Here is a 19,807-nt window from a genome sequence, read left to right as displayed (position 1 = left end):
ATTTGGAGGAGACGGAGAGATTCGAAACCTCTGTATATGCCAACGCCCGCAGTCATCAAAGCGTCAATGACCCACTATTCAACGGTTACAGATAATACACTAACTAATATTTACGTTATATATCAGCCCACACTCAGCCCACGGCCATTAAAAAATAACCCCAAAAGTATATGCTCGGTATTGTTTAGTGTTATTCCCTAGATATTTCACACGACCAAATAAAAAGGTAATACAGGTAATAATTTATTTATAATACTCTGTATACCTTTATTTATATAGCTTATAGAGATTTGATAAAAGGTAATAATAAGGTAATATAGAAGTAATAAGTTACCTTTTTAAAAGGTGATATACACTTATACCTAAACCATTGATTTAATTATATTTAATATATTATTACCTTTTTAATTACCTCTTATTACCTTTTAGAGGTAATAATATTAACCATTAAAATCAACAACTTAGGCGTGATAAGTTATAGAATTACCTTTATTACCTTTTCTTTTTATCGTCATGATATTTTAGAGGCTCTCAGAACGCCATATATACCGCATCACACTGCATTAATACGCATTACACCGTTTTATCAACCTCTAGCAGCTGTGGGCCTCCGGAGGGATATTGATGCATTAAAATAAGGCCCTTATGTGTGCCAAACTCGGGCGGGAGGGAGCGAATTTCACCATGGTCGGGTGACAAAAAAAGGCCACTCAAAAATGAGCGGCCTTTTGGTTGAAAAATATAATTATCAGTCAGATTTTACGAGCTCGTAGCCATTGAATGTAATGATAGTCTCACCAACTTGCTCATTGATGTCGAGCAGCATGTTTTGTAGCGGTAGTATCTCGTGCCAATAGAACACCTCGGCAGCTTTCTTGGCGTCACCAAATCCGCCAGCATTGTTAGGTACCACGCCCATTAATTGGGGCGGGACTCGATGACCGGCCAAAGTATCATCGCGTGAAGCTATTTTGATATTGGCAAACTCATCCTTAGCCGCTACTTCTGCCAGCGGTATTACTTTGACGCCGTCCGGCTTGCCGTTGGGAACGTACATAAACAGGTTTTTGAAGTTGCCCGCGCCTTTTGACTCTTGGACGGCTTGCTCTAAGTCGTCAACATCTTCAGGCGTAGATAGTGGATCTGATAAATGTAAGATATAACCAGCATGAGCGCCGTTCTTATAGTACTTGCGGCGGAATAATGTCGCTGCTTCGTTGAGTGTGATGGCATTTACACTGCTAAGATAATCAGGGATGCCATACAACTCTTGGTCAATATCAGGATTCGATATATGGATGACTTGCTCATTGTATTCGATGATCAAAGCCTGTCTAAAATCAACATGATGGTAGCCGTCACCTATAATGCTTTTTCGCGTATTGCGTGCAAGCTTTGCTCGCAACTCTAAAACACCACCCAATCTGTTTCGGACCACTTGAACATAGGCGTTATCGAATACTAATAGATTGGTTACTAATTTGATGAATGCTTGGCGACTTAGTTTCGGGTGTGGCTTATAAAGGCTAGCCAATACATTACGCTTGGTGATTAGCGCACTAGTGTGATGGCTGGTTGCTCGGTATAGTTTGGACACTGCGTCAATGTCAAAAGGGTATTCATAATAATCTTGCATCATCGGACAATAGCCGTACTCAAACATACCCCGCCCATCAAGTACTGGCTCTGGTTCTCCAAATCCACTCATGATTACTTTTTGGCGTGGGTTATTAGACTGTGCGATTGGATCTGTAACGGTCTCTGTCATTTGTGTACCCTTATTCGAGATTTATTTACGGTGTCATTAATTATTTCTGTGCTGGCTAATGGCGCTTTTTCTAACGCATTCATAATTGCCCATGCAATATCGCTATGACCAACCTCTTTGGATCGGCTACTGACAAAGGTCATCTGTCTCTGACTGCCAGTCAATGCTTGTTTGATTGCAATGAATGCTTTGGCAATATCAATACTGCCCGCGTCAAAGTGTAATTTGCGTCTTGTGAATAATTCTTTGGCTCGTAGTGCCATGCGCGTTTTACTTTCAACGCTATAAACGATGGCGGTATAGTTTGGGAAGAATTTTTTTACGTGCTCAGCTACAGCGATACCCGCGCCGGTCGTATCAATACCTAAGAATTCAACGTTGTAATGCTCACATATTTTTTCTATATATTTGGCTTGGACGTGAGGTGGCATGTGATCAAGATGCTTGCGCTCTAATATTCGATAGGGTTCATGCTGATTTTTGGGCGGTGCAATGACTGCCAGTGCTGGACGGTCACCCGTAAAACTAGGGTCATACCCTACCCAGACTGGACCATCAAAAGGCTTGCTGCCCATCGGTGTGAAGTCATCCCATATTTGCCAGCTGTCAACCATATTTGGCTGCAGTACTGATAGTGGGAAATAACTATTGCTGTCATCAAGAAAAACACACATGAATAAGTTGGCGAAGCGTTCGGGTGTGTATTCCAATAGCAGCTGTGCTATATCTAATTTGTCAAAGCCACCTCTAATCGCGTCTTTTATATTAACTATAAGTCGCCACTTACCATCACCGCAGTAACGGCCCGACTTCAGAGCGCTGTGTGATATATCTATATCTGTTTTGTTGACGCCATCCTTACCAGCCCAAAATGCATAAGCCTCGTGTAGAACGCTGCTAGGTGTTGATAGATAGACTTGCTGAAAGTGACTTTGTGATGCCATACCAGATGCGACAGCTCTAAACTCTTTAAATTTACGAATCCAAAAGAACTCATCCATGATGACATCGCCGTGACGACCTTGCGCTGTCAGTGCGTTGGTGCCCATGTAGTAAAGACTGACCTGCGTATTGTCTTCTAGCGATAATACAATCGGCTCACCGCCAACATTTCTGCCTAAAACTTCAAATACAAAAGCCTTGATGTATTCAATAAACTGATAGGCTTGCGCCTTACTAGCTGAAAGGAAAATCTTATTCTTTTTAGTCCGTAGTGCATTTATCAGTGCCCACAGTGCTATGACGTAAGTCGCCCCAATCTGACGAGACTTGAGCATCATAAAGATACGTGCAGCACGGTGCTTTTTTGTCCCGTTTAGTATTTCTACCCAGCGCTGTTGAAACGGGTAAGGCTCTAACATCAAGTTAAAAGCTTCTTCTAGCGCATCGATTTCTTCTTCAGTAAATAAATTTTTAACTGCTGGCTTTCTATCTTCTTTATATCGATTGGATAGCTTTGGGTTCAGCGTTGCGCCGTTACCGCCATCGTTATAACGCTGGATTTTGGCCGCATGCTCTAACTGCTTATTGAAGAAGTCAATTTCTTTGTATTCCGCATTGCCTTTCTTATCCATGTTGATCAGCGATAAAAGCCGAGCTTGCATCGCTGATGTGACGTTCTCAAAAATACTTGCACGCACCCACGCATCACGCTTTTTCCAACTGGCAACAGTCGGGCGCTTTTCATTGAGTTCTTTTGCTATTTGAGTGACGGTCAAGCCTTGCGCATAGAGTAGTCGAGCCCGTTCTCTATTGTCGCTGTTGGCGTCGTCTGGGGTGTCAGTATTGTTAGTAGTCATAGGGCTATAGCTTATAGCTCGTAACCCTTGCAACCACGCTGTTTGTAACCGTAAAACCGCTTTACGGTTAACATTCGGTTGCCCGTAACCCCCTTTAGCCGACACACTAAAGCCTATTTAAAAATTACTAAACCCTAATAACCGAGATTGATTATGGCTGATCCTGTATTGCCCGGCAAACGAGTCGTTAAGCGCTTTCGCGTAGCCCGTGAGGGACAAACTGTTGACGGCCGTTCTTTATCCCAACAGCAAATTATTGATATGTCCGAGACTTACGATCCTGTCGAATACATAGCACGCATTAACTGTGAGCACATGAGTGACTACTGGTCTGGTTTGAATAGTGAAAGAAAATCTTCTGGATTAGGTGATGTCATTGCTGTCTCTCATGGAATGGAGACTTTTACAAAGAATGGGCTAGACGTGCAGTTAATGTGTCTTTATACCACATTATCGGCGCTACCTGACTTAATAGAAGCTAATGGGAAAGGTGAAAAAATATTTCCTTCAATCGAATTTTATCCAAAATTTGCAGATACTGACCGCGCTTACTTGGTTGGACTCGCTGTCACTGACACCCCTGCCTCCCTTGGTACCGAACCCCTTAAATTCAGCCGAAATTCAGATGCACTCCATACTGACTTTGACCAGGAACTTATCCTTATGACTAAAAATGTCCCAGCACCAGCTGCTAGTACTGACACGACTACCACTGAGCAACCTGTTGTTCAGCCAGAAGCCACGCAAGAGCTTAATACTCAGCCTGAAGCTGATGGGTTTTTGCAAAAACTATCTGCTATGTTTGCTTCCAAAAAATCAGGAATGAGCACACAAGAGCAAGACTTAATCTTACAATCCTTTGAAAAGTTAAATGATAAAGCTGACAAGGTTGCTCAAGTAAATGAGTCGCTAACTACTCAGGTCTCTGAATTAGAAACCAAGCTTGAGTCATTAAATACTCAACTGTCAGTAGAACCTGCCACCAATTTGACTAATATCCCGCCATCTTCAGGCGCTGGTGCTCAACTAACCGCTTACTAATACTCATTCATCTACTGGTGCTGGTGCTCAGTTGACTTATTAATCATCAAGGATATTTATGTTTACCTTAGATCCCCAAACAGCTATACAGTTAGAACAGTACAAACAGCAGGTTGCTCGTTTAAACAATGCGAACAACCATACTTCTGCATTTAATGTCATTCCTTCTATCGAGCAAAAGTTGCTTGAAGTTTATCGTCAGGCAACGGACTTTTTAGGTCGTATTAATATTCAAGGCGTAAAAGCTGGTCACGGTCAGAAGCTAGGTCTTGGCGGCAATCAGTCAGCTGCTAGTACTACCGATACTCGTATTCAGCCCCGTCGACCTACTAATATTGGTGCTCTTGAAGCTATCGATGAGTACTTATGCACCCAGACCAACTCTGATATTGCTTATCTATACGAAATTATTGATAACTGGGGCTATCTACCAGATTTCCAGACTAAGCTTGCTGCTATGGCGGTCAAAATCGTTTCTGAAGACAAGCAACGTATCGGCTTCAATGGTACGCATCGCGCTAAGACTTCCAATCGTGACTTAAATCCATTACTGCAAGACGTAAACACTGGTTGGCTTGAGAAAATCCGCGCCTACAATTCAGAACGTCACATTGATGGTATTACTATTGGCGCATCTCAAGAATTTAAGAATCTTGATGCTTTGGTAGAGATGGCCATTAACGAGATGATTTCTGAACAGCATCGTCAGGCAGATGGCTTGACCGCAATCACCAGTCGCAACCTGGTCTCTGATAAATATGTCGGTCTGCTCAATCAAAACCATTCACCGACTGAACAGACCGCTGCAAAGGCACTGTATCAACGTCAGCAATTGGGTAGTTTGCCAGTCGATACGCCTGCTTTCTTTGTTCCGAACGGCTTGTTAATCACCACTCATGACAACCTTTCAATCTATCAGCAACGTGGCACTATGCGCCGTCATCTTATTGATGAGCCAGCATGGGATCGTACAACCGATTACCAATCAGTCAATGAATGCTATGTCGTAGAAGACTATAGCAAGACGGTATTGATTGAAAATATCGTGATGGAGGGTTAATTCTATGAAGTCAAATTTTTTACGTGATCACTTTGTTCGTACGCAAGCAGCCAAAAAAGCGGCTGCTGCTAATAATGACCCGCGCTTATCTGCACAAGTGCTAGGTCGTCGTCAAGGCAATACTATGGTTAGTCAGACCACACCAGTCTCTGATGCACAGTCCAATACTAATGCTGATGCCGACCCTGATGCCGCGCCCGGAAATATCGGCGGTATCGCCTTAAAGTTCTGGAATGACTTTGAGAACTTGTCCAACATTCAATCTATTAGCCATAAAACAGAGCTGAAAGCTGAGCTATTGCCCAGCTATATCCCTTGGATTGAAGGTACTATCGCTGAAGGCGTTGGCGCTCAAGATGACATGCTGGTTAAGCTAATGATTTGGTGTTTAGACACTCATGAATTCGAAGTCGCTATCAGTATTGCTGACTATGCTTTGCTGAACGATTTTGTGATGCCTGAACCCTTCAAGCGTGATGTGGCCACTGTTTTTGTGGAGCAACTAAGTGACGAGATGTTGCAAAACGTCGAAGGAGACTTAGGTGTTCACGCGGAATTAATCCAACGTGCTGTTAACAATACTACTGACCAAGATATGCCAGACCAAGTTCGCGCTAAGATTTATCGTGTCCTTGGTGACAGCTTAAAAGATGCTAAGCCTGCTGATGCTATCACTGCTTATGAAACTGCAATTAAGCTTGATAACGCTGTTGGCTGCAAAAAAGACCTCGCCCAGCTCCTCAAAGCTGGAGAGTAACGTCCCCACCCGGGAAGCGGCTCACTACTTTGTCAATGCTGTTTGCTGATCGCATCATAGCAACGCCAACGAAGTGACTACCGCTTTTCATTTATTTTGCAGGTATTGTCATGTTGATCAATCAACAAGTCCAAGCGCAAAACGTCCCTAACCCTTATGGGCATCTGCCATCTGTCGGAACTGATGACATGGTGCAGCTTATGCGTATAGATAAGACGCTTGGCGCTGAACGTATCGCTGGTTATATCAGTGACGCTTATGACACGGTCAACGGTGACTTACCTGCTACCTTTTTTAGTCTATTGACTTTACAGCGTCATATGTCTGTTAGTCGTACTAAGCCAGATGTTTTTAATCGCACTTATAAGCGTGCCATCATGAATGAGGCCGCTGCACTAATTGCCGATAATTACATTGACTACGATACGACCAGTCAGGGCGCTATTCGTGGTGAATCTCAGCTTAGTAAGTCAGATCGACTCCGCCGCATCGTTAGTCATTGCATCGCAGATATAACCGGCCGTCGCCGAAATCGCGTGAAGCTAATATGAGCAATCTAGATTATCAACGCACTATCCTAGCGGTACAAAACGACACGCTCGACGCTATTGCTCATCGTGTCTATGCCAGTCGATCAACAGATATTTTACCCAAACTCATTGAGAGCAACCCCGATTATTCTCCGGTTGCCCTGCTGCCCCATCGTGCTGTCATTGTATTGCCTGATGACAATGCTACGGCTGCCGCGCCATCTATAAAATTATGGGATTAAAATGATAAATCCGTTTAACAAAAAAGTATGGCTTGAACGTATCGGCTGCGCCCTTGGGTGGCTGGCTGCCTTAGTTATTTGGATGCTATTAACCATCTCTAACGCCAATGCTGACAGCCCAATGTATGCCGCCCTACCTTTTATTACCCCATCGATGTTATTCGCTACCATCATTGGTGCAATAGGCAGTTTTTTGGCTTTTGGTGAAGATAAGAAGTTTCCACCGTCCGCTACTAGCATTGGCCATATCCTACTTGGATTCGGGGCTGGTTTGTTTTTTACCCGGGGTAGTCTTGAGATTATGGGTTATATAGACAGTAGTGATGATGTTGTCTTATTCGCTAGCTTTTTATGGGCTGGTATCGGCTATTTCTTATTACGCTTGGTCGTGTCTGTTGTTCAATCTGAACCCGTTCAAGCAATTCTAACGAATTTGATTGGCCGATTATTTGGAGGCAGTAAATGATCGTTATATTCAACGTATTATCTATGATAATCGCAGCGCTCATGCTGACTTGGATGCTTATGCGTACGCGCTGTTACGACAGTGTGGGCTGGTGGGCGTTTCGCGTCTTGGCTTGTTATGCGCTGGTTTGTTTTGTTTATTTGGCATACGATACTAGCGTTATCGGTTCTGCCTTACCGACCCGTTATATGTTTATTCGGTTTGGCTGCCTAGCACTTGTCGCTGCCATGTTTTTGTCATGGCATTTACTTGGCAAAGACGGTAAAAAGACCCGCGACCGTTATTTTAATGATCGGCTACAGAATATTTTTAAACGAGGAGATTGATGTGAGCAAAAATTTAAGTAATGCTGATATTGCCACCGCCGCCAAAGATTTAGGGGTAAGCCCATCTGCTCTAAAGGCCGTAAATGAAGTTGAAGGCCGAGATAATGGTTTTAATGCAGACGGTACGCCAACCATTTTATTTGAGCGCCATGTTTTTTATGAACGGTTAGGTGAACATTACTATTACACGGCCCGTCGCCGCGCTATGAAAGAGCGACCTGATCTCTGTTGGTCAAGACCTACCGTTGCCGGTGGTTATGGATTTTATAGTGAGCAAACAACACGTCTGGCAGATGCTTCAAAATATCATCGTGATAGTGCTCTTGAAGCGTGCAGTTGGGGCGTTGGTCAAGTCATGGGTTATTGGTGGAAAGAGCTTGGTTATCCATCATTGCAGGACTTTATTAATGACATGTATGAATCTGAAGCCAAGCAATTAGAAGCTATGTGCCGGTATATTGAGCATTTCGGATTAGTTGACGAATTACAACGCCGTGACTGGAAAGGTTTCGCTCGTGGCTACAACGGTCCTAATTATTATAAGTCTAATTATCATGGCAGACTTGAAGCTGCTGAGGCTAGACATAGATGAAATACCTTCAGCAATTAAAAGATGATCTACTCGTCAAGTTTGAGTCTCAGATCAATCCTGAAAAGGCGCATCTTTTTTTGGTAAATGGAGAGCTGCCAGCCAATAGCGGTGACATTAATTATGTCGCTCGCTTTTTGTTTATCGATTGCCGCGATGGTGATCCGTTTAGCTTATTGACGTATATTCGGAAATGGTTTGAGTCCAAAGGCTATCCGGTACCAGATCTGAATTTTGATTGTGAAGTCATTGACGCTGAAACTTATGACATGACTATTGATATTGGCTTGATGGACAAGCTGGTTATTAATGTTAGCGGTGATTACAATCTATGTCCCCCTAAAATATGGTCGGATGCGTTTGGTGATTGGGTGACTCAAGATGTCGCTGATTCGGCCGTGCCATGAATGATAACTTTGACGAATTAGCGCCTTGGCTAGACCGCATTGACCAGCAACTCGACTCTGGTCAAAAGCGAAAGCTCAACCGACGCCTATCAACCAAACTACGCATGCAAATGAAGCGTAGAATCAAAGCACAAAAGGATCCTGACGGTCGTAAGTTTACGCCTCGTAAAAGAAATCAAGCTGGCAGCATTCGCCAGGGTGCAATGTTCAAGCGCTTACCTAAAATGATTAAGACTGCCTATAGTAGTAATCATGCTGAAGTTGGTTTTTCTGGACGTACTGCTGAAGTGATGGCCGTCCATCAATACGGTAAGACGATTAAGCCTTCCGAGGATTCCAAAGCCACCCGCTACCCTATCCGCGAAACTGTGGGTTGGTCAGATGATGATAAAAAACTTATTATCAGTGAGATTAAAGACTTCTTATTGAATGAATGAGGTTGATTATGATAGCCAAAAACGTGGTAATTACTACAGACAACGAAGGCAATAACTACTATGTCGCTGTTGATAGACTCAATGATTTTTCGGACTGGTGTGACAGTGAGCCAGATGGTGATGAGTTTGAGCATGGTACGCTTTTCGAAGGTGAGCTTTTTGTGGTAGATATTATTAAAAAGCTTTGATGACTGACGCCAACCACTTTCCTCAACCCGCCTTGTGCGGGCTTTTTTATTAACCGTAAAACCGCTTTACGGTTAACGATTAGATGCACTGTCAGCAACGTCCATGCAGACTATACGCATGAATGCAGAATCCCAAAGACGCCTACATAATATCGCCACCATTGGCACTGTTACGCATATTGATGCTGACAGTGCCTTGATGCGCTTGGCGGTTGGTGACAATGAGACCGATTGGATAAATATTCCATCGATAGCCGCTGGGCAAGTGAGTGTATGGCGCTGTCCAAGTATTGGTGAGCAGTACTTGCTCGTGTCACCCAGCGGTGAACTTGCCAATGCTATCCCTGTTATTAGTTTATACAGTGACCACAATCCAAGTCCGAGTACAGACCCCAATGAGATCCGCATCCGCTATAACGACACTGACTTTTGCAGTATTGATGTGGCTAACAGCCAGCTCACGATGCATATCAGCCAAATTACCAACCAAGCGGCGACCAGCATGGTATTGGATACGCCAAACACAGTATTAACAGGCGACCTGCAAGTCGATGGCGCTATTAATTGTAGCAAGACGATTACCGCATCAACTGAAGTCACCGCCGCTGGTATTGACTTGACCACACATACTCATAGTGGCGTGCAGTCTGGTGGGTCAAGTACGGGCACTCCTCAATGAGTAATTTGATGCACGCGTCTGGCATGTCTCGAAACTCAGGTGCGCTTTTGAATGCTGATGAGCATTTACGCCAGTCTATTCATGACATCTTAACCACGCCACTTGGCACACGATTGATGCGCCGTGAATATGGCAGCTTACTACCCTTTTTGATTGACGCCCCGGCCAATGATGCGACTCGTCTTAGACTAATGGCCGCTACGGCTACTGCGCTTATCCGCTGGGAGCCACGGGTTAAAGTTAGCAAAGTGACTTTGGCTATTATCAATGACGGTATCAATAGTGGCTGGGAGACCTTGATTGAAATGCGCCGGTCGGACAGCTCCACGTTAACCACATCATTATCATTAGTGCGAGGCGCGACATGAGCAGTGTATTTACCGCTATTAATTTACAAGGCTTACCGCTACCCAACCTTATTCAAGCGATTAATCCTGAAGCGGAGCTGATTGCAATTCGAGCAGAATTTGCCGATAAGTTCGCGCCCAACCACCCTATTCATACGGCATTGGCATTAGAGTCCGAGCCGATTAATAAAATACTGGAAGTACTGGCCTACCGTTATAGCTTAAAAGTTAGTGAGGTAAATCGCACTGCACGCAGCTTGATGCTCGCTTATGCCAATGCCTCAGACTTGGATCATATTGGCGTCACTTATTACCGTGTCCAGCGTAAGATTTTGCAAGTTGCTGACAATACGACTGTACCACCGACCCCTGCTATTTATGAAGATGACACCGCTTATCGCGACCGCTTGGCATTATCAGTCGAAGCAGAAACCAAAGCCGGTAGCGCAGGCGCTTATTTGTTTCACGCGCTGTCTGCCAGTCCGAAAGTGTTTAATGCCACAGTCGATAGCCCAGCGCCCACTGAAGTCGATGTGTATTTGTCTGGCCAGATTGAAGGTGATGTATTAGACCAAGCCACCAAGACTGTCGGCGTTGACCAGACCGCCGTTGATGATGTCACTCAAGCGTTGAGTGCTGATGATGTGCGTCCTCTCACTGATTTGGTGCGAGTACACAGCGCAACGGCTAAAAGCTATCGTATTGACGCAATTATTTACGTGAAGTCTGGTATTAGTCCGCAGCTCATATTGTCTCAGGCGATGGCAGAGTTACGCCGTTATCTACGCGCTGAATTTAAGCCTGGCAATCGTATTGCTACTAGTCGAATTATCGGTGCATTGGACGTAACCGGTGTCAGCCGCATTGAACTGACCAATCCGGCCAGCGATGTATTAGTCGCTGTCTCAGAGGTTGCCCACTGTACTGATCATAATATTACGGCGGTAAGTAGCAATGACTGATATATCACTATTACCGTCTAACAGCCGTCCGATTGAGCGTGAGCTTGCAACTTTGACTGCCCGTCTTGAGTCGATAGCGGTGCCGTTCAATCAGATTTGGAACGCTGATACCTGCCCTGTCGAATATCTACCTTTTTTGGCATTCGCTTGGAGCGTTGACGAGTGGAATGACAATTGGACTGTTGAGACCCAGAGGGCCGTTGTAAAAAACTCTATCGCAGTGCATCAACGTAAAGGCACGCTGGGGGCAGTCAAACGCGCTTTGGCGGTTATGAATTACGACACTAGCGTCATCGAGTGGTTTGAAAAAAATCCAAAAGGTACGCCGGGTACTTTTAGTATTTCGGTTAATCCGGCCAACGGCATTATCACTGATTCAGTTCGCCAGATCCGTGCTGTTGTCGATGCGGTTAAACGCTTATCTGCCCATTACGACATCTATTTTGGTACGACCGTTACTGCCACTATCGCCGCCTATGCTGTCCCAGCTGTCGGTGTTGAAATCACAATCACCAATACTACCAATAACTAGGAATACTACTATGCCAAATGATGCACAGCCGCAAGGCCTTACCAAAACTGTTATCAATCCAGAAGTTAATACTGCCGGTAAATACGTCATTGATTTTGATATGCCTGAAGACAATGGTATTGCTACCGCCAGTCACTTGGCTTTGATTATCAATGACACAGTCGCTCGTGCCGATATCGACGTCGTATTTAACCCAGCGCTACTCCGTACGCGATTTGACACCGTTCATATTGAAGTCGTCAGTGACGTTGCAACCAATCTAAATATCTATACTTTACAGACGCCAGATCATGTCGCGGACTACACCACCGCGCCCAAGCGCATTTTGGCCATCGCAGCTAATGAGTCTGAGTTATTCTCTGTCAAAAAATTAGCCAACGTCATTGTATTTGATGGCGCAGCCATCGATCGTCTGGTAATGCCCGCAGCACCTGAAAATGGTGGTGGCACAGAAGATATACCTCAGAAAGAGGATGGTTATGGAACTGGGGGTGGAACGACCTAGGCTATAAAAAATAATATTAATATTTAAAAAATAATTGTTTATTAAAGGCTAAATAATGACCTATCAGCTCTTACTTACCACACTTGGCCAACAGAAAATCGCAGCAGCTGCCAACGCTGGCAGTCCGCCGTTACGCATTGCTGAATTTGCGGTTGGCCAAGGTATCAATGTTGACTTTAGTCAGCGCTTGGGTGAGCAAGTCTTAGTCAGTAAGCGCTATCAAGCAGCAGTGCAAAGTGTCGCTGCTACTGCTCAATCGGGGCAATATGAAATCACTTGTATTGTTCCGCAAAATCAAGGTGGTTGGTTCATTCGTGAGCTTGGACTTATCGATGGTGATGGCGACTTAATTTGGGTCGGTCAATTACCAGAGGTGCAAAAGCCAGTCGCTGGCAGTACTGCAGCTGTGGACTATCGCATCAAAGCAGTCATTAGTATCGATAATCCTGACGTCAACTTAGTTATTGATGCCAATGTTGTTACTGCTACTCAATCGTGGGCGCGAACTACTTTTGTGCCGCTCAGTCATTTAGCGGACACTGATCCACACGACCAATACGCATCCAAGACTTCAACCGATAACACCCTACAGCAGCTAAATGAAAAACTGACTGAACTGCTAGACCGTAAATCTATCAAGGTTGGCGACACCTACACCACGACTATTAATCATGCGAATGCCGACGCCGTTGCCACACATCATGGTTATGGTACGTGGGCACGCTTTGCCGAGGGGCGTACGCTCGTTGGGTTATCTACTAAGTCAGCAGACCCTGCAGACTACAAAACCATAGGTAATGAGTTTGGTGAGAATGAGCATACCTTAACCCTTGCTGAGTCTGCTAGTCACGCTCATGATTTGAAAATTTCAAGTCGGACTCAAATAGCTCATGACTCAAGTCAAGAATCTGATAGGGCGGTAGATACGACAGGTTCAACTTATCCTGACTATATAGATGAGTCAGGTGGCGGCGACCAGCCCCATAACAATATTCAGCCATCACGCGTCGTTGGCCATTGGTTACGCACCGCTTAACCTCAATTTTTAACAAAGGAAAATACTATGGCTACATTTCACCACGGCATCACCGCTCAAGAGTTGGTTCAAGGCATATTGCCCATGCGCAATGCCAATGTCAGCGTCATTGGCTTGGTCGTTACCAGTACTGACGCTGACGCTGATATGTATCCGCTCGATACACCGGTCTTATTAACGGGCATCACTCAGGATAATATCGACAAGGCAGGCATCGAAGGCACATTGGGCGACTGCCTACAAACCATCCGTGATATTCACAATCCTACCGTCGTTATCTTGCGAGTTGACACCTCATTCGACGCCGCATTCGATGTCAATATACTGGACGTGCTACTGACCTGCCAATCGCGCTTTGGCTTGACGCCTAAACGTCTGGGCGCACCAGAGATTGACACGCCAGAAGTGGTGCTTAAATTGGTATCTATCGCTAAGCGCCGTCGCTGCATGGTCTACGCTTCACCGCGTAATATCGATGGCACACTAATCACTGATAAAGAATTAATTACGGCTTATCGCGATACCTATGGCGACCGTGAATTGTGTCTTATTGATAATGAATGGGGTGTGCCGGGAAAGCCGTAGCCCCGTTACCGGGGCCAATAACACCACCACCTGTAGTAAACAGTACTCTTAATAATATCGGCATCCAAGGCGCAGCCACATTCGGTATCGGCACTACTGATAACTTGCCGCTTGGCATGAGTGAAATGACAGGCACACGTACCGTTGGAGATGTAAACTACGGTAACTACCAATACTCAGACAACTCTGTAATGGTTTGGGTTCCTATGTTTTATTATCGCTGGGGTGGAGCGGATAGCCCCCGTTATGCTGAGTATGGTCTAAACTCTTGTGATGTTAAGTCTAAGTACGACTTTGCAGACGTGGCAGCAGCTAACGAAGCGGGTTATGCGGTACATCGTGCCTTTTATGACGACGGCAAGCTTAAAGACGGCGTCTTTGTCGATAAGTATTTAGCCAGTAATAACGCGGGAACAGCAAGCTCAATTAAAAATGGCATCCCATTGTCGTCTGCATCGACCAACGCCCCATTTAGCGGCTTGGATGGTGTGCCGGAGAACACATACGCCGGTGCTATTGATGCTGTTAAAACGCGCGGCGGTGCTTTCTTTGTTACCACCATCTTTATCCAACGTGCATTATCACTACTCAGTATGGCGCACGCTCAAGCGGCGACTAGCATTGATAATTGCGCATGGTATGACGCAACAGGCATTGCAAACTACCCAAAAGGCTGTAACAACGACGCGCTTGGTGATGTTGATGATGCAACGGTTAACTATACTGCAACTGGTTATCTAAAAGCGGGAAAAACTGGTTCAGCAACACTATTTGCCAAAACCACGCATAACGGGCAAGCGTCAGGCGTGGCTGATCTGAACGGCAATATGTTTGAGATATGCTTAGGTCTAACTCAGTTGTCAGGCAATTTTTATGCACTCAAAACCTCTGCTAAAGCGGCGTCACTTACCAGTGGTGCGACAGCAGCAAATGATGCATGGGGTGCGACTGGTATCGCACAAAACTATGAGTCGCTAGGCACGAGTATCGGCGCATTGACCGGCACTAGTCAGGGTATGTACATAGGTTCCGATACTCAGCAAGTATTCTCCAGTGCCCTGACTGGAAAAGAGTGGCAAGCATCTTGTGCAGGCATTCCGCAAACTGGCGGTGTTGACGCTACTACCGGCACAGATCTATTTGGTCATGACCGTTTTTATAACAACCGTGTCGATGATATGTGCCCGCGTGCGGGTGGCTATTGGGGTTACGGCGCGCGTGCGGGCGTGTGGGACATCAACTTCAGTGATTCTCGTACGGATAGCAGCAGCAGCGTTGGTGTGCGGGCGGCCTTGTATAGTGTTTAACTGAGCGATAGCGAAGGAGTTTGAAATGGCAGTAGATAGTGAAGCCAATCTTGATCGTAAGTTTGTACTGACTATGAAGTTGTTGAATATCTATCTGAATCACTTTCCAAGTCATGAAAAAAATGGCTTGGCACTGCGGATAAGAAACACAGCTTATGAGATGTACGATTATGTCATAGAGGCGCAAAAGAGATATCACAAGAAAACGACTTTGACCAATTTAGATATTAGACATGAACAGCTAAGGATGCAGGTTAGATTGGCTTTTGAGCTAGGCTATTTTGGTCATCCAAAAACCGAGAAAACATCGACTGAAAAACTCAATACAAAAAGGTATCTAGCGATATCACTGAGAATTGATGAAATCGGCCAGATTATTGGCGGTTGGATAAAGTCAGTTAAGCAGTAACAAAGTAAAAAAGGGAAGCGTCTTAATATGTGCCCGCTTGCGGGTGGCAATTGGAATAACAGCGCGCTTGCGGGCGTGTGGAACATCAACTTCAATAATTCTCGTACGAATAGCAACAACAACGTTGGTGTGCGGGCGGACTCGGCATCACCTCAAACGACACGTTGTCGTCTGGTGCCAAGGGAGACGTTTTCCTGCTGTAAGCGAAATCGGAATAAGCGTGCATTTCTAGTAGATAAATCGAAAGTCAGGCACGTTATCTTTTTTAAGGATATTTATGAAAAGAGTGGGCAACCTATATGAATCTACCGTCTCAAAAGACTCCTTGTACCAAGGGTTTTTAGACGCTAAGAAAAGCAAAAGCGGCAGACGCGGTTGTTTTGAATTTGAAAAGAAATTGGCAACTGAGTTATCCGCACTAAACAACCAGCTAATGACGGGCACTTATAAACCAAGACCTTATTTTAAGTTTACGATTTATGAACCAAAACAGAGGGATATCTATGCCCCAGCGTTTAGAGACTGCGTGGTTCAACACGCTGTATACGCTAAGGCTATGCCTGTATTTGAAAAGACATTTATCGAACAGTCTTTTGCGTGCAGAGTCGGACTGGGTACACATAAAGCGGCGGACTACACACAGCAAGCACTTAGACGAGCAGGTCAAGGCACATATACATTACAGCTGGATATTAAAAAGTTCTTTTATAGCATTGACCGCCCTACGCTTAGACGCTTAATTGAGAAAAAGATTAAAGATAAAAAGCTTGTGAATTTAATGATGATGTTTGCTGAGTACCAAGAGCCTACTGGTATACCAATCGGCAATTTGTTGTCTCAGATGTACGCGTTAATTTATATGAACCCTTTAGATCATTACGTTAAAAGAGAATTACAACCACGCGCTGGATATTGCCGATATGTTGATGATTTTTTGTTGTTCGGTTTGACCCGCGACGAAGCACTGGACTACAGGGCGAAGATAACAGACTTTGTGAATAACGAGTTGAAACTAACGCTATCAAGGTCGACGATTGCGAACACGCGTAAAGGCGCTAACTTCTGCGGTTACAGGACATGGCGGTCGGCTAGATTTATCAGAAAATATAGTTTATACAAGTCAAGAAAGGCGGTAAGAAATAACAAGCTTGACTCGTTTATATCACATTTAGCTCATGCGTCAAAAACGCGGTCGTTGCAGCATTTGCTAAATTACGCAGCGCAAGAAAATCCTGACTTATATCGTCAGCTACCAAAAACGTATCATCAGAGACATCACCCCAAAAGGAGCAATCTATGACCCAACTAAAACCCATCATCGCCACCGCACTTGCAATGCGCTGCCTAATCGATGAAAAGTACCCTGCAAGCTTTACCAAATCCATCTCTAACGTCCCTGTCCCTGGCGTGGGCGGTATCGTCCATCCACGCACTTGGGATTTGGAAGACCCCAACACTGAAGTCGGCTACCTAAATGCGAATGATGTCACCTCGGTGATTCAGCACGAAGGCTTCCGCTTTTGGGGCAACCGTACTTGCTCAGCAGATCCGCGCTTTGCCTTTGAGACCGGCACGCTTACAGCGCAGTGGCTACTTGACACTATTATCAATGGCTGCTTCCCCTTCATTGATCAACCGCTAACGCCGGTACTGGTGCGCGATATTATCGACTCAATCAATGCCAAGCTACGCGCTACTGTGGCCAAAGGCTGGCTTATCGGTGCAAGCTGCTGGTATAACGACGCGCAGAACAATGAACAAGATTTAAGCCAAGGCCTACTGGTCATTGATTATGACTACACCCCAGTGCCCACGCTTGAAAACCTCCAGCTCAATCAGCGCATTACCGACCGCTATCTAGTCGACTTTGGCAAGCTCATCGCACAAGGCGCTTAAGCTTAAATAACTTAAAAGGACATCTATTATGGCTAAGCAACTGCCTGCAGTACTAAAAAACTTTAACGTCCGCGTCGATGGTGACAGCTACGCGGGTACAGCCAAGACCATTACACTGCCAGAGATTGTGAAGAAAACAGAAGACTATCGCGCCGCTGGTATGATCGGCGACATCAAGTTGGACATGGGTTTTGAGGCCATGGAGTCAACGGTGACTTACACGGGTGTCGATGCCCGTCATATTACCCAGCTTGCTTATTGCGGTGTTGACGCGCTGCCCATCCGCTACATTGGTGCGTATGAGCGTCAAGACACTTGCACCCATGTTGTGCGCGATGTGTATATGCGTGGCTCAGTCACCAACCTACCATTAGGTGAGCTTGAGCTTGGCAGTATCAACGAGCACGAACTGACATACAGCGTCACTTATCTCAAGATTGTAGACGATGGCGTTACCTTGCTTGAGATCGACTTCGTCAATGGCATCTTTATCGTCGCCGGTAAAGACATGACCGGTGAGATTAACGCTCAGTTAGGCTTATAAACCGCATTGGCCAATCATCTGCGTTTGGATAACAGGTTTCGATTAGCTAGTTGGTAAGGTGATGACTTAACCAAGGCGACGATCGGCAGGTAGTGCCTTATATTTAAAGAGAGTCACTATCATCCAAACATGGCCAAATTTTTAACACCCTCTTTACCTAAAAAGTTACCCAATAAATTACACATACCAGGACAATTATTATGAGCAAAAAAGACGCAGTAGAAGCCATAGCTACAGGTGAAGCAGCCCCAATTTTTAATAGTGCAACATTATCACCTGAAGCTGCTAAAGCTTTAAAAGACAACCCTCATTTGTCATACGAAGAAATTGAAGCCATAGAAATGGCACGAATTCGCAGTGAAGCTCCACAATCAAAGTCTACCCCACCCCCAATGCCCAGCAATCCTGATATCGAAACGGTTAAATTTGACAACCCTATCGTTCGCGGTGACCTAACCATTAACGAAGTCAATATCAACAAGCCTAAGACCGGTGCACTACGCGGCCTATCGCTATCTGACTTGCTCAAGCTAGATGTGGATACCGTTATCAAGCTAGTCCCTCGTGTCAGCACACCACCACTCGCTGAACACGAAGTCGCTAACTTGGATCCTTCTGACTTTCTCAGCATCAGTACAGCGGTGGTTGGTTTTTTCGCTTCAGCGGATCAGCGCAAGAAGGCACGAGCCGAGGCCGAGAGCGCCAAAGCCGAGGCGTCCCTCACTGCGTAGATGATGTCATTGCGGATCTAGCGGTCGTGTTTCATTGGCGACCGTCAGACTGCGAAGACATGGATGTGGATGAGTTGATGGATTGGCATGACAAGGCACGTAAACGTAGCGAGTCAGATAAATAATAGGTAGGGCTTTATGGAGATGTTTTTAGCGCTCAAGTTTTGGAGAGAAATAATTATCGGCGCACTATTAGCATTGCTGTTGATCGTCATAGCTGCTTGTATCATTTTGTTTTTGCAAGTCAAGCAGGCTAACGCTGAAGTTGAATATATAAAGACTGAACACGCGCTGACATTAACTACTGAGCGTGCAAATTATGAAGTACGAGCGCGTAAGCTGGAGAAAGAAAGTTATGACCAAACCATTGCAGCTATTAACGATGCCAAGAAGCGTGAAAAATCTAATGCTATTGACGCTGCTAATACTGTCGCTGCTAATGAGCGGCTGTCACAGACTATCGACCGACTCAGTGCCAACGCCGCCACCGACGCCCAGTTTAGAGTTGAGTACGCCACTACCAGCGGACAGCTACTCAAAGACTGTAGCAGCTCAATTACAGACCTGGCAAGAGTCGCTGATATGCACGTCAATGACATCCGAATGTTACAAGGCATCGCAAAACGAAAATAACGAATAGCGGATAATTAATTAGGCGGATAAC

The 19,807-nt window shown here is 45.1% G+C and carries 28 protein-coding genes; 26 read left to right on the top strand and 2 right to left on the bottom strand.

All coding sequences use genetic code 11. The annotated features are described in order from the left end of the window. Positions 1-748: 748 nt before the first annotated feature. Both JMX97_RS06335 and JMX97_RS06330 read right to left on the bottom strand, forming a co-directional pair. Complete coding sequence (locus tag JMX97_RS06335) at positions 749-1,768, bottom strand: phage portal protein (protein ID WP_201556293.1); 1,020 nt, start codon at positions 1,766-1,768, stop codon at positions 749-751. Then, positions 1,765-3,672 carry a terminase large subunit domain-containing protein gene (locus JMX97_RS06330; RefSeq protein WP_227671469.1) on the bottom strand — a complete coding sequence of 636 codons (1,908 nt, stop codon included), beginning with the start codon at positions 3,670-3,672 and terminating at the stop codon, positions 1,765-1,767. Before JMX97_RS06330 ends, JMX97_RS06335 begins: the two co-directional genes overlap by 4 nt. Positions 3,673-3,720: 48 nt before the next feature. Between JMX97_RS06330 and JMX97_RS06325 the strand changes: the two genes are divergently transcribed. From JMX97_RS06325 to JMX97_RS06200, 26 genes are all read left to right on the top strand, one after another. Then, positions 3,721-4,608: a GPO family capsid scaffolding protein gene (locus JMX97_RS06325; RefSeq protein ID WP_201556292.1), complete on the top strand. Its 888-nt coding sequence runs from the start codon at positions 3,721-3,723 to the stop codon at positions 4,606-4,608. A 58-nt stretch (positions 4,609-4,666) separates the two neighbouring features. Continuing rightward, positions 4,667-5,668 carry a P2 family phage major capsid protein gene (locus tag JMX97_RS06320; protein ID WP_201556291.1) on the top strand — a complete coding sequence of 334 codons (1,002 nt, stop codon included), beginning with the start codon at positions 4,667-4,669 and terminating at the stop codon, positions 5,666-5,668. Positions 5,669-5,672: 4 nt separating this feature from the next. After that, positions 5,673-6,425 (top strand): phage terminase small subunit, encoded by a 753-nt coding sequence (gpM, locus tag JMX97_RS06315; RefSeq protein WP_201556290.1) that lies wholly within the window; start codon positions 5,673-5,675, stop codon positions 6,423-6,425. A 110-nt stretch (positions 6,426-6,535) separates the two neighbouring features. Then, a complete protein-coding gene (locus JMX97_RS06310) occupies positions 6,536-6,976 on the top strand; it encodes a head completion/stabilization protein (protein WP_201556289.1) in 441 nt (146 codons plus the stop codon). Further along, positions 6,973-7,197, top strand: a complete 225-nt coding sequence (locus JMX97_RS06305) for a tail protein X (RefSeq protein ID WP_201556288.1) — start codon at positions 6,973-6,975, stop codon at positions 7,195-7,197. The genes JMX97_RS06310 and JMX97_RS06305 overlap by 4 nt, the downstream gene beginning before the upstream one ends. Position 7,198: 1 nt before the next feature. Continuing rightward, positions 7,199-7,663, top strand: coding sequence for a hypothetical protein (locus JMX97_RS06300; protein ID WP_201556287.1), 465 nt, complete (start codon positions 7,199-7,201; stop codon positions 7,661-7,663). Continuing rightward, complete coding sequence (locus JMX97_RS06295; protein ID WP_201556286.1) at positions 7,660-7,989, top strand: hypothetical protein; 330 nt, start codon at positions 7,660-7,662, stop codon at positions 7,987-7,989. The genes JMX97_RS06300 and JMX97_RS06295 overlap by 4 nt, the downstream gene beginning before the upstream one ends. 1 nt (position 7,990) lies before the next feature. Beyond that, positions 7,991-8,581: an N-acetylmuramidase family protein gene (locus tag JMX97_RS06290; protein WP_227671468.1), complete on the top strand. Its 591-nt coding sequence runs from the start codon at positions 7,991-7,993 to the stop codon at positions 8,579-8,581. After that, on the top strand, positions 8,578-8,985 hold the full coding sequence (locus tag JMX97_RS06285) for a phage tail protein (RefSeq protein ID WP_201556284.1): 408 nt from the start codon (positions 8,578-8,580) through the stop codon (positions 8,983-8,985). Before JMX97_RS06290 ends, JMX97_RS06285 begins: the two co-directional genes overlap by 4 nt. After that, positions 8,982-9,422, top strand: coding sequence for a phage virion morphogenesis protein (locus tag JMX97_RS06280; protein WP_201556283.1), 441 nt, complete (start codon positions 8,982-8,984; stop codon positions 9,420-9,422). Before JMX97_RS06285 ends, JMX97_RS06280 begins: the two co-directional genes overlap by 4 nt. Before the next feature lie 8 nt (positions 9,423-9,430). After that, the gene (locus JMX97_RS06275) at positions 9,431-9,610 is read left to right on the top strand and encodes a hypothetical protein (RefSeq protein ID WP_201556282.1); all 180 of its coding nucleotides are present in this window, start codon (positions 9,431-9,433) and stop codon (positions 9,608-9,610) included. Between the two features lie 118 nt (positions 9,611-9,728). Continuing rightward, positions 9,729-10,289 (top strand): phage baseplate assembly protein V, encoded by a 561-nt coding sequence (locus tag JMX97_RS06270; RefSeq protein ID WP_201556281.1) that lies wholly within the window; start codon positions 9,729-9,731, stop codon positions 10,287-10,289. Further along, positions 10,286-10,657, top strand: a complete 372-nt coding sequence (locus tag JMX97_RS06265) for a GPW/gp25 family protein (RefSeq protein ID WP_227671467.1) — start codon at positions 10,286-10,288, stop codon at positions 10,655-10,657. Before JMX97_RS06270 ends, JMX97_RS06265 begins: the two co-directional genes overlap by 4 nt. Next, complete coding sequence (locus JMX97_RS06260; RefSeq protein WP_201556280.1) at positions 10,654-11,598, top strand: baseplate J/gp47 family protein; 945 nt, start codon at positions 10,654-10,656, stop codon at positions 11,596-11,598. The genes JMX97_RS06265 and JMX97_RS06260 overlap by 4 nt, the downstream gene beginning before the upstream one ends. Beyond that, entirely contained in the window at positions 11,591-12,130 is a 540-nt protein-coding gene (locus JMX97_RS06255) for a phage tail protein I (protein WP_201556279.1), read from the top strand. The genes JMX97_RS06260 and JMX97_RS06255 overlap by 8 nt, the downstream gene beginning before the upstream one ends. 10 nt (positions 12,131-12,140) lie before the next feature. Then, positions 12,141-12,635 carry a hypothetical protein gene (locus tag JMX97_RS06250; RefSeq protein WP_201556278.1) on the top strand — a complete coding sequence of 165 codons (495 nt, stop codon included), beginning with the start codon at positions 12,141-12,143 and terminating at the stop codon, positions 12,633-12,635. A gap of 55 nt (positions 12,636-12,690) precedes the next feature. Next, positions 12,691-13,671: a phage tail protein gene (locus JMX97_RS06245; protein WP_201556277.1), complete on the top strand. Its 981-nt coding sequence runs from the start codon at positions 12,691-12,693 to the stop codon at positions 13,669-13,671. 27 nt (positions 13,672-13,698) lie between these two features. After that, positions 13,699-14,256 carry a hypothetical protein gene (locus JMX97_RS06240; protein WP_201556276.1) on the top strand — a complete coding sequence of 186 codons (558 nt, stop codon included), beginning with the start codon at positions 13,699-13,701 and terminating at the stop codon, positions 14,254-14,256. Continuing rightward, positions 14,232-15,563 (top strand): hypothetical protein, encoded by a 1,332-nt coding sequence (locus JMX97_RS06235; RefSeq protein WP_201556275.1) that lies wholly within the window; start codon positions 14,232-14,234, stop codon positions 15,561-15,563. Before JMX97_RS06240 ends, JMX97_RS06235 begins: the two co-directional genes overlap by 25 nt. 25 nt (positions 15,564-15,588) lie before the next feature. Continuing rightward, positions 15,589-15,972: a four helix bundle protein gene (locus JMX97_RS06230; protein ID WP_201556274.1), complete on the top strand. Its 384-nt coding sequence runs from the start codon at positions 15,589-15,591 to the stop codon at positions 15,970-15,972. A 277-nt stretch (positions 15,973-16,249) separates the two neighbouring features. Next, positions 16,250-17,272, top strand: a complete 1,023-nt coding sequence (locus tag JMX97_RS06225; RefSeq protein WP_201556273.1) for an RNA-directed DNA polymerase — start codon at positions 16,250-16,252, stop codon at positions 17,270-17,272. Then, positions 17,269-17,868: a phage tail sheath C-terminal domain-containing protein gene (locus JMX97_RS06220; protein WP_201556272.1), complete on the top strand. Its 600-nt coding sequence runs from the start codon at positions 17,269-17,271 to the stop codon at positions 17,866-17,868. Before JMX97_RS06225 ends, JMX97_RS06220 begins: the two co-directional genes overlap by 4 nt. Before the next feature lie 28 nt (positions 17,869-17,896). After that, positions 17,897-18,412 (top strand): phage major tail tube protein, encoded by a 516-nt coding sequence (locus JMX97_RS06215; RefSeq protein WP_201556271.1) that lies wholly within the window; start codon positions 17,897-17,899, stop codon positions 18,410-18,412. A gap of 200 nt (positions 18,413-18,612) precedes the next feature. Beyond that, a complete protein-coding gene (locus JMX97_RS13775; protein ID WP_227671466.1) occupies positions 18,613-19,143 on the top strand; it encodes a phage tail assembly protein in 531 nt (176 codons plus the stop codon). A gap of 8 nt (positions 19,144-19,151) precedes the next feature. Continuing rightward, entirely contained in the window at positions 19,152-19,268 is a 117-nt protein-coding gene (locus tag JMX97_RS06205) for a GpE family phage tail protein (RefSeq protein ID WP_201556295.1), read from the top strand. Positions 19,269-19,281: 13 nt separating this feature from the next. After that, positions 19,282-19,776 carry a hypothetical protein gene (locus JMX97_RS06200; protein WP_201556270.1) on the top strand — a complete coding sequence of 165 codons (495 nt, stop codon included), beginning with the start codon at positions 19,282-19,284 and terminating at the stop codon, positions 19,774-19,776. The last annotated feature ends 31 nt before the right edge of the window (positions 19,777-19,807 follow it).

It is taken from the genome of Psychrobacter sp. 72-O-c (assembly GCF_904846605.1).
Lineage (GTDB): Bacteria > Pseudomonadota > Gammaproteobacteria > Pseudomonadales > Moraxellaceae > Psychrobacter.
The sequence above is the reverse complement of the archived record's forward strand: the minus strand, read 5'-3'. Positions and strand labels throughout refer to the sequence as shown.

Bases quoted from the DNA above. Each gene is read 5' to 3' on its own strand.
- JMX97_RS06200 (WP_201556270.1), top strand. From the start codon at position 19,282: ATGGAGATGTTTTTAGCGCTCAAGTTTTGGAGAGAAATAATTATCGGC.
- JMX97_RS06235 (WP_201556275.1), top strand. From the start codon at position 14,232: ATGGGGTGTGCCGGGAAAGCCGTAGCCCCGTTACCGGGGCCAATAACA.
- JMX97_RS06225 (WP_201556273.1), top strand. From the start codon at position 16,250: ATGAAAAGAGTGGGCAACCTATATGAATCTACCGTCTCAAAAGACTCC.
- JMX97_RS06260 (WP_201556280.1), top strand. From the start codon at position 10,654: ATGAGCAGTGTATTTACCGCTATTAATTTACAAGGCTTACCGCTACCC.
- JMX97_RS06270 (WP_201556281.1), top strand. From the start codon at position 9,729: ATGAATGCAGAATCCCAAAGACGCCTACATAATATCGCCACCATTGGC.
- JMX97_RS06295 (WP_201556286.1), top strand. From the start codon at position 7,660: ATGATCGTTATATTCAACGTATTATCTATGATAATCGCAGCGCTCATG.
- JMX97_RS06280 (WP_201556283.1), top strand. From the start codon at position 8,982: ATGAATGATAACTTTGACGAATTAGCGCCTTGGCTAGACCGCATTGAC.
- JMX97_RS06255 (WP_201556279.1), top strand. From the start codon at position 11,591: ATGACTGATATATCACTATTACCGTCTAACAGCCGTCCGATTGAGCGT.
- JMX97_RS06320 (WP_201556291.1), top strand. From the start codon at position 4,667: ATGTTTACCTTAGATCCCCAAACAGCTATACAGTTAGAACAGTACAAA.
- JMX97_RS06305 (WP_201556288.1), top strand. From the start codon at position 6,973: ATGAGCAATCTAGATTATCAACGCACTATCCTAGCGGTACAAAACGAC.
- JMX97_RS06220 (WP_201556272.1), top strand. From the start codon at position 17,269: ATGACCCAACTAAAACCCATCATCGCCACCGCACTTGCAATGCGCTGC.
- JMX97_RS06230 (WP_201556274.1), top strand. From the start codon at position 15,589: ATGGCAGTAGATAGTGAAGCCAATCTTGATCGTAAGTTTGTACTGACT.
- JMX97_RS06285 (WP_201556284.1), top strand. From the start codon at position 8,578: ATGAAATACCTTCAGCAATTAAAAGATGATCTACTCGTCAAGTTTGAG.
- JMX97_RS06215 (WP_201556271.1), top strand. From the start codon at position 17,897: ATGGCTAAGCAACTGCCTGCAGTACTAAAAAACTTTAACGTCCGCGTC.
- gpM (WP_201556290.1), top strand. From the start codon at position 5,673: ATGAAGTCAAATTTTTTACGTGATCACTTTGTTCGTACGCAAGCAGCC.
- JMX97_RS06325 (WP_201556292.1), top strand. From the start codon at position 3,721: ATGGCTGATCCTGTATTGCCCGGCAAACGAGTCGTTAAGCGCTTTCGC.
- JMX97_RS06240 (WP_201556276.1), top strand. From the start codon at position 13,699: ATGGCTACATTTCACCACGGCATCACCGCTCAAGAGTTGGTTCAAGGC.
- JMX97_RS06310 (WP_201556289.1), top strand. From the start codon at position 6,536: ATGTTGATCAATCAACAAGTCCAAGCGCAAAACGTCCCTAACCCTTAT.
- JMX97_RS13775 (WP_227671466.1), top strand. From the start codon at position 18,613: ATGAGCAAAAAAGACGCAGTAGAAGCCATAGCTACAGGTGAAGCAGCC.
- JMX97_RS06245 (WP_201556277.1), top strand. From the start codon at position 12,691: ATGACCTATCAGCTCTTACTTACCACACTTGGCCAACAGAAAATCGCA.
- JMX97_RS06335 (WP_201556293.1), bottom strand. From the start codon at position 1,768: ATGACAGAGACCGTTACAGATCCAATCGCACAGTCTAATAACCCACGC.
- JMX97_RS06250 (WP_201556278.1), top strand. From the start codon at position 12,141: ATGCCAAATGATGCACAGCCGCAAGGCCTTACCAAAACTGTTATCAAT.
- JMX97_RS06275 (WP_201556282.1), top strand. From the start codon at position 9,431: ATGATAGCCAAAAACGTGGTAATTACTACAGACAACGAAGGCAATAAC.
- JMX97_RS06300 (WP_201556287.1), top strand. From the start codon at position 7,199: ATGATAAATCCGTTTAACAAAAAAGTATGGCTTGAACGTATCGGCTGC.
- JMX97_RS06265 (WP_227671467.1), top strand. From the start codon at position 10,286: ATGAGTAATTTGATGCACGCGTCTGGCATGTCTCGAAACTCAGGTGCG.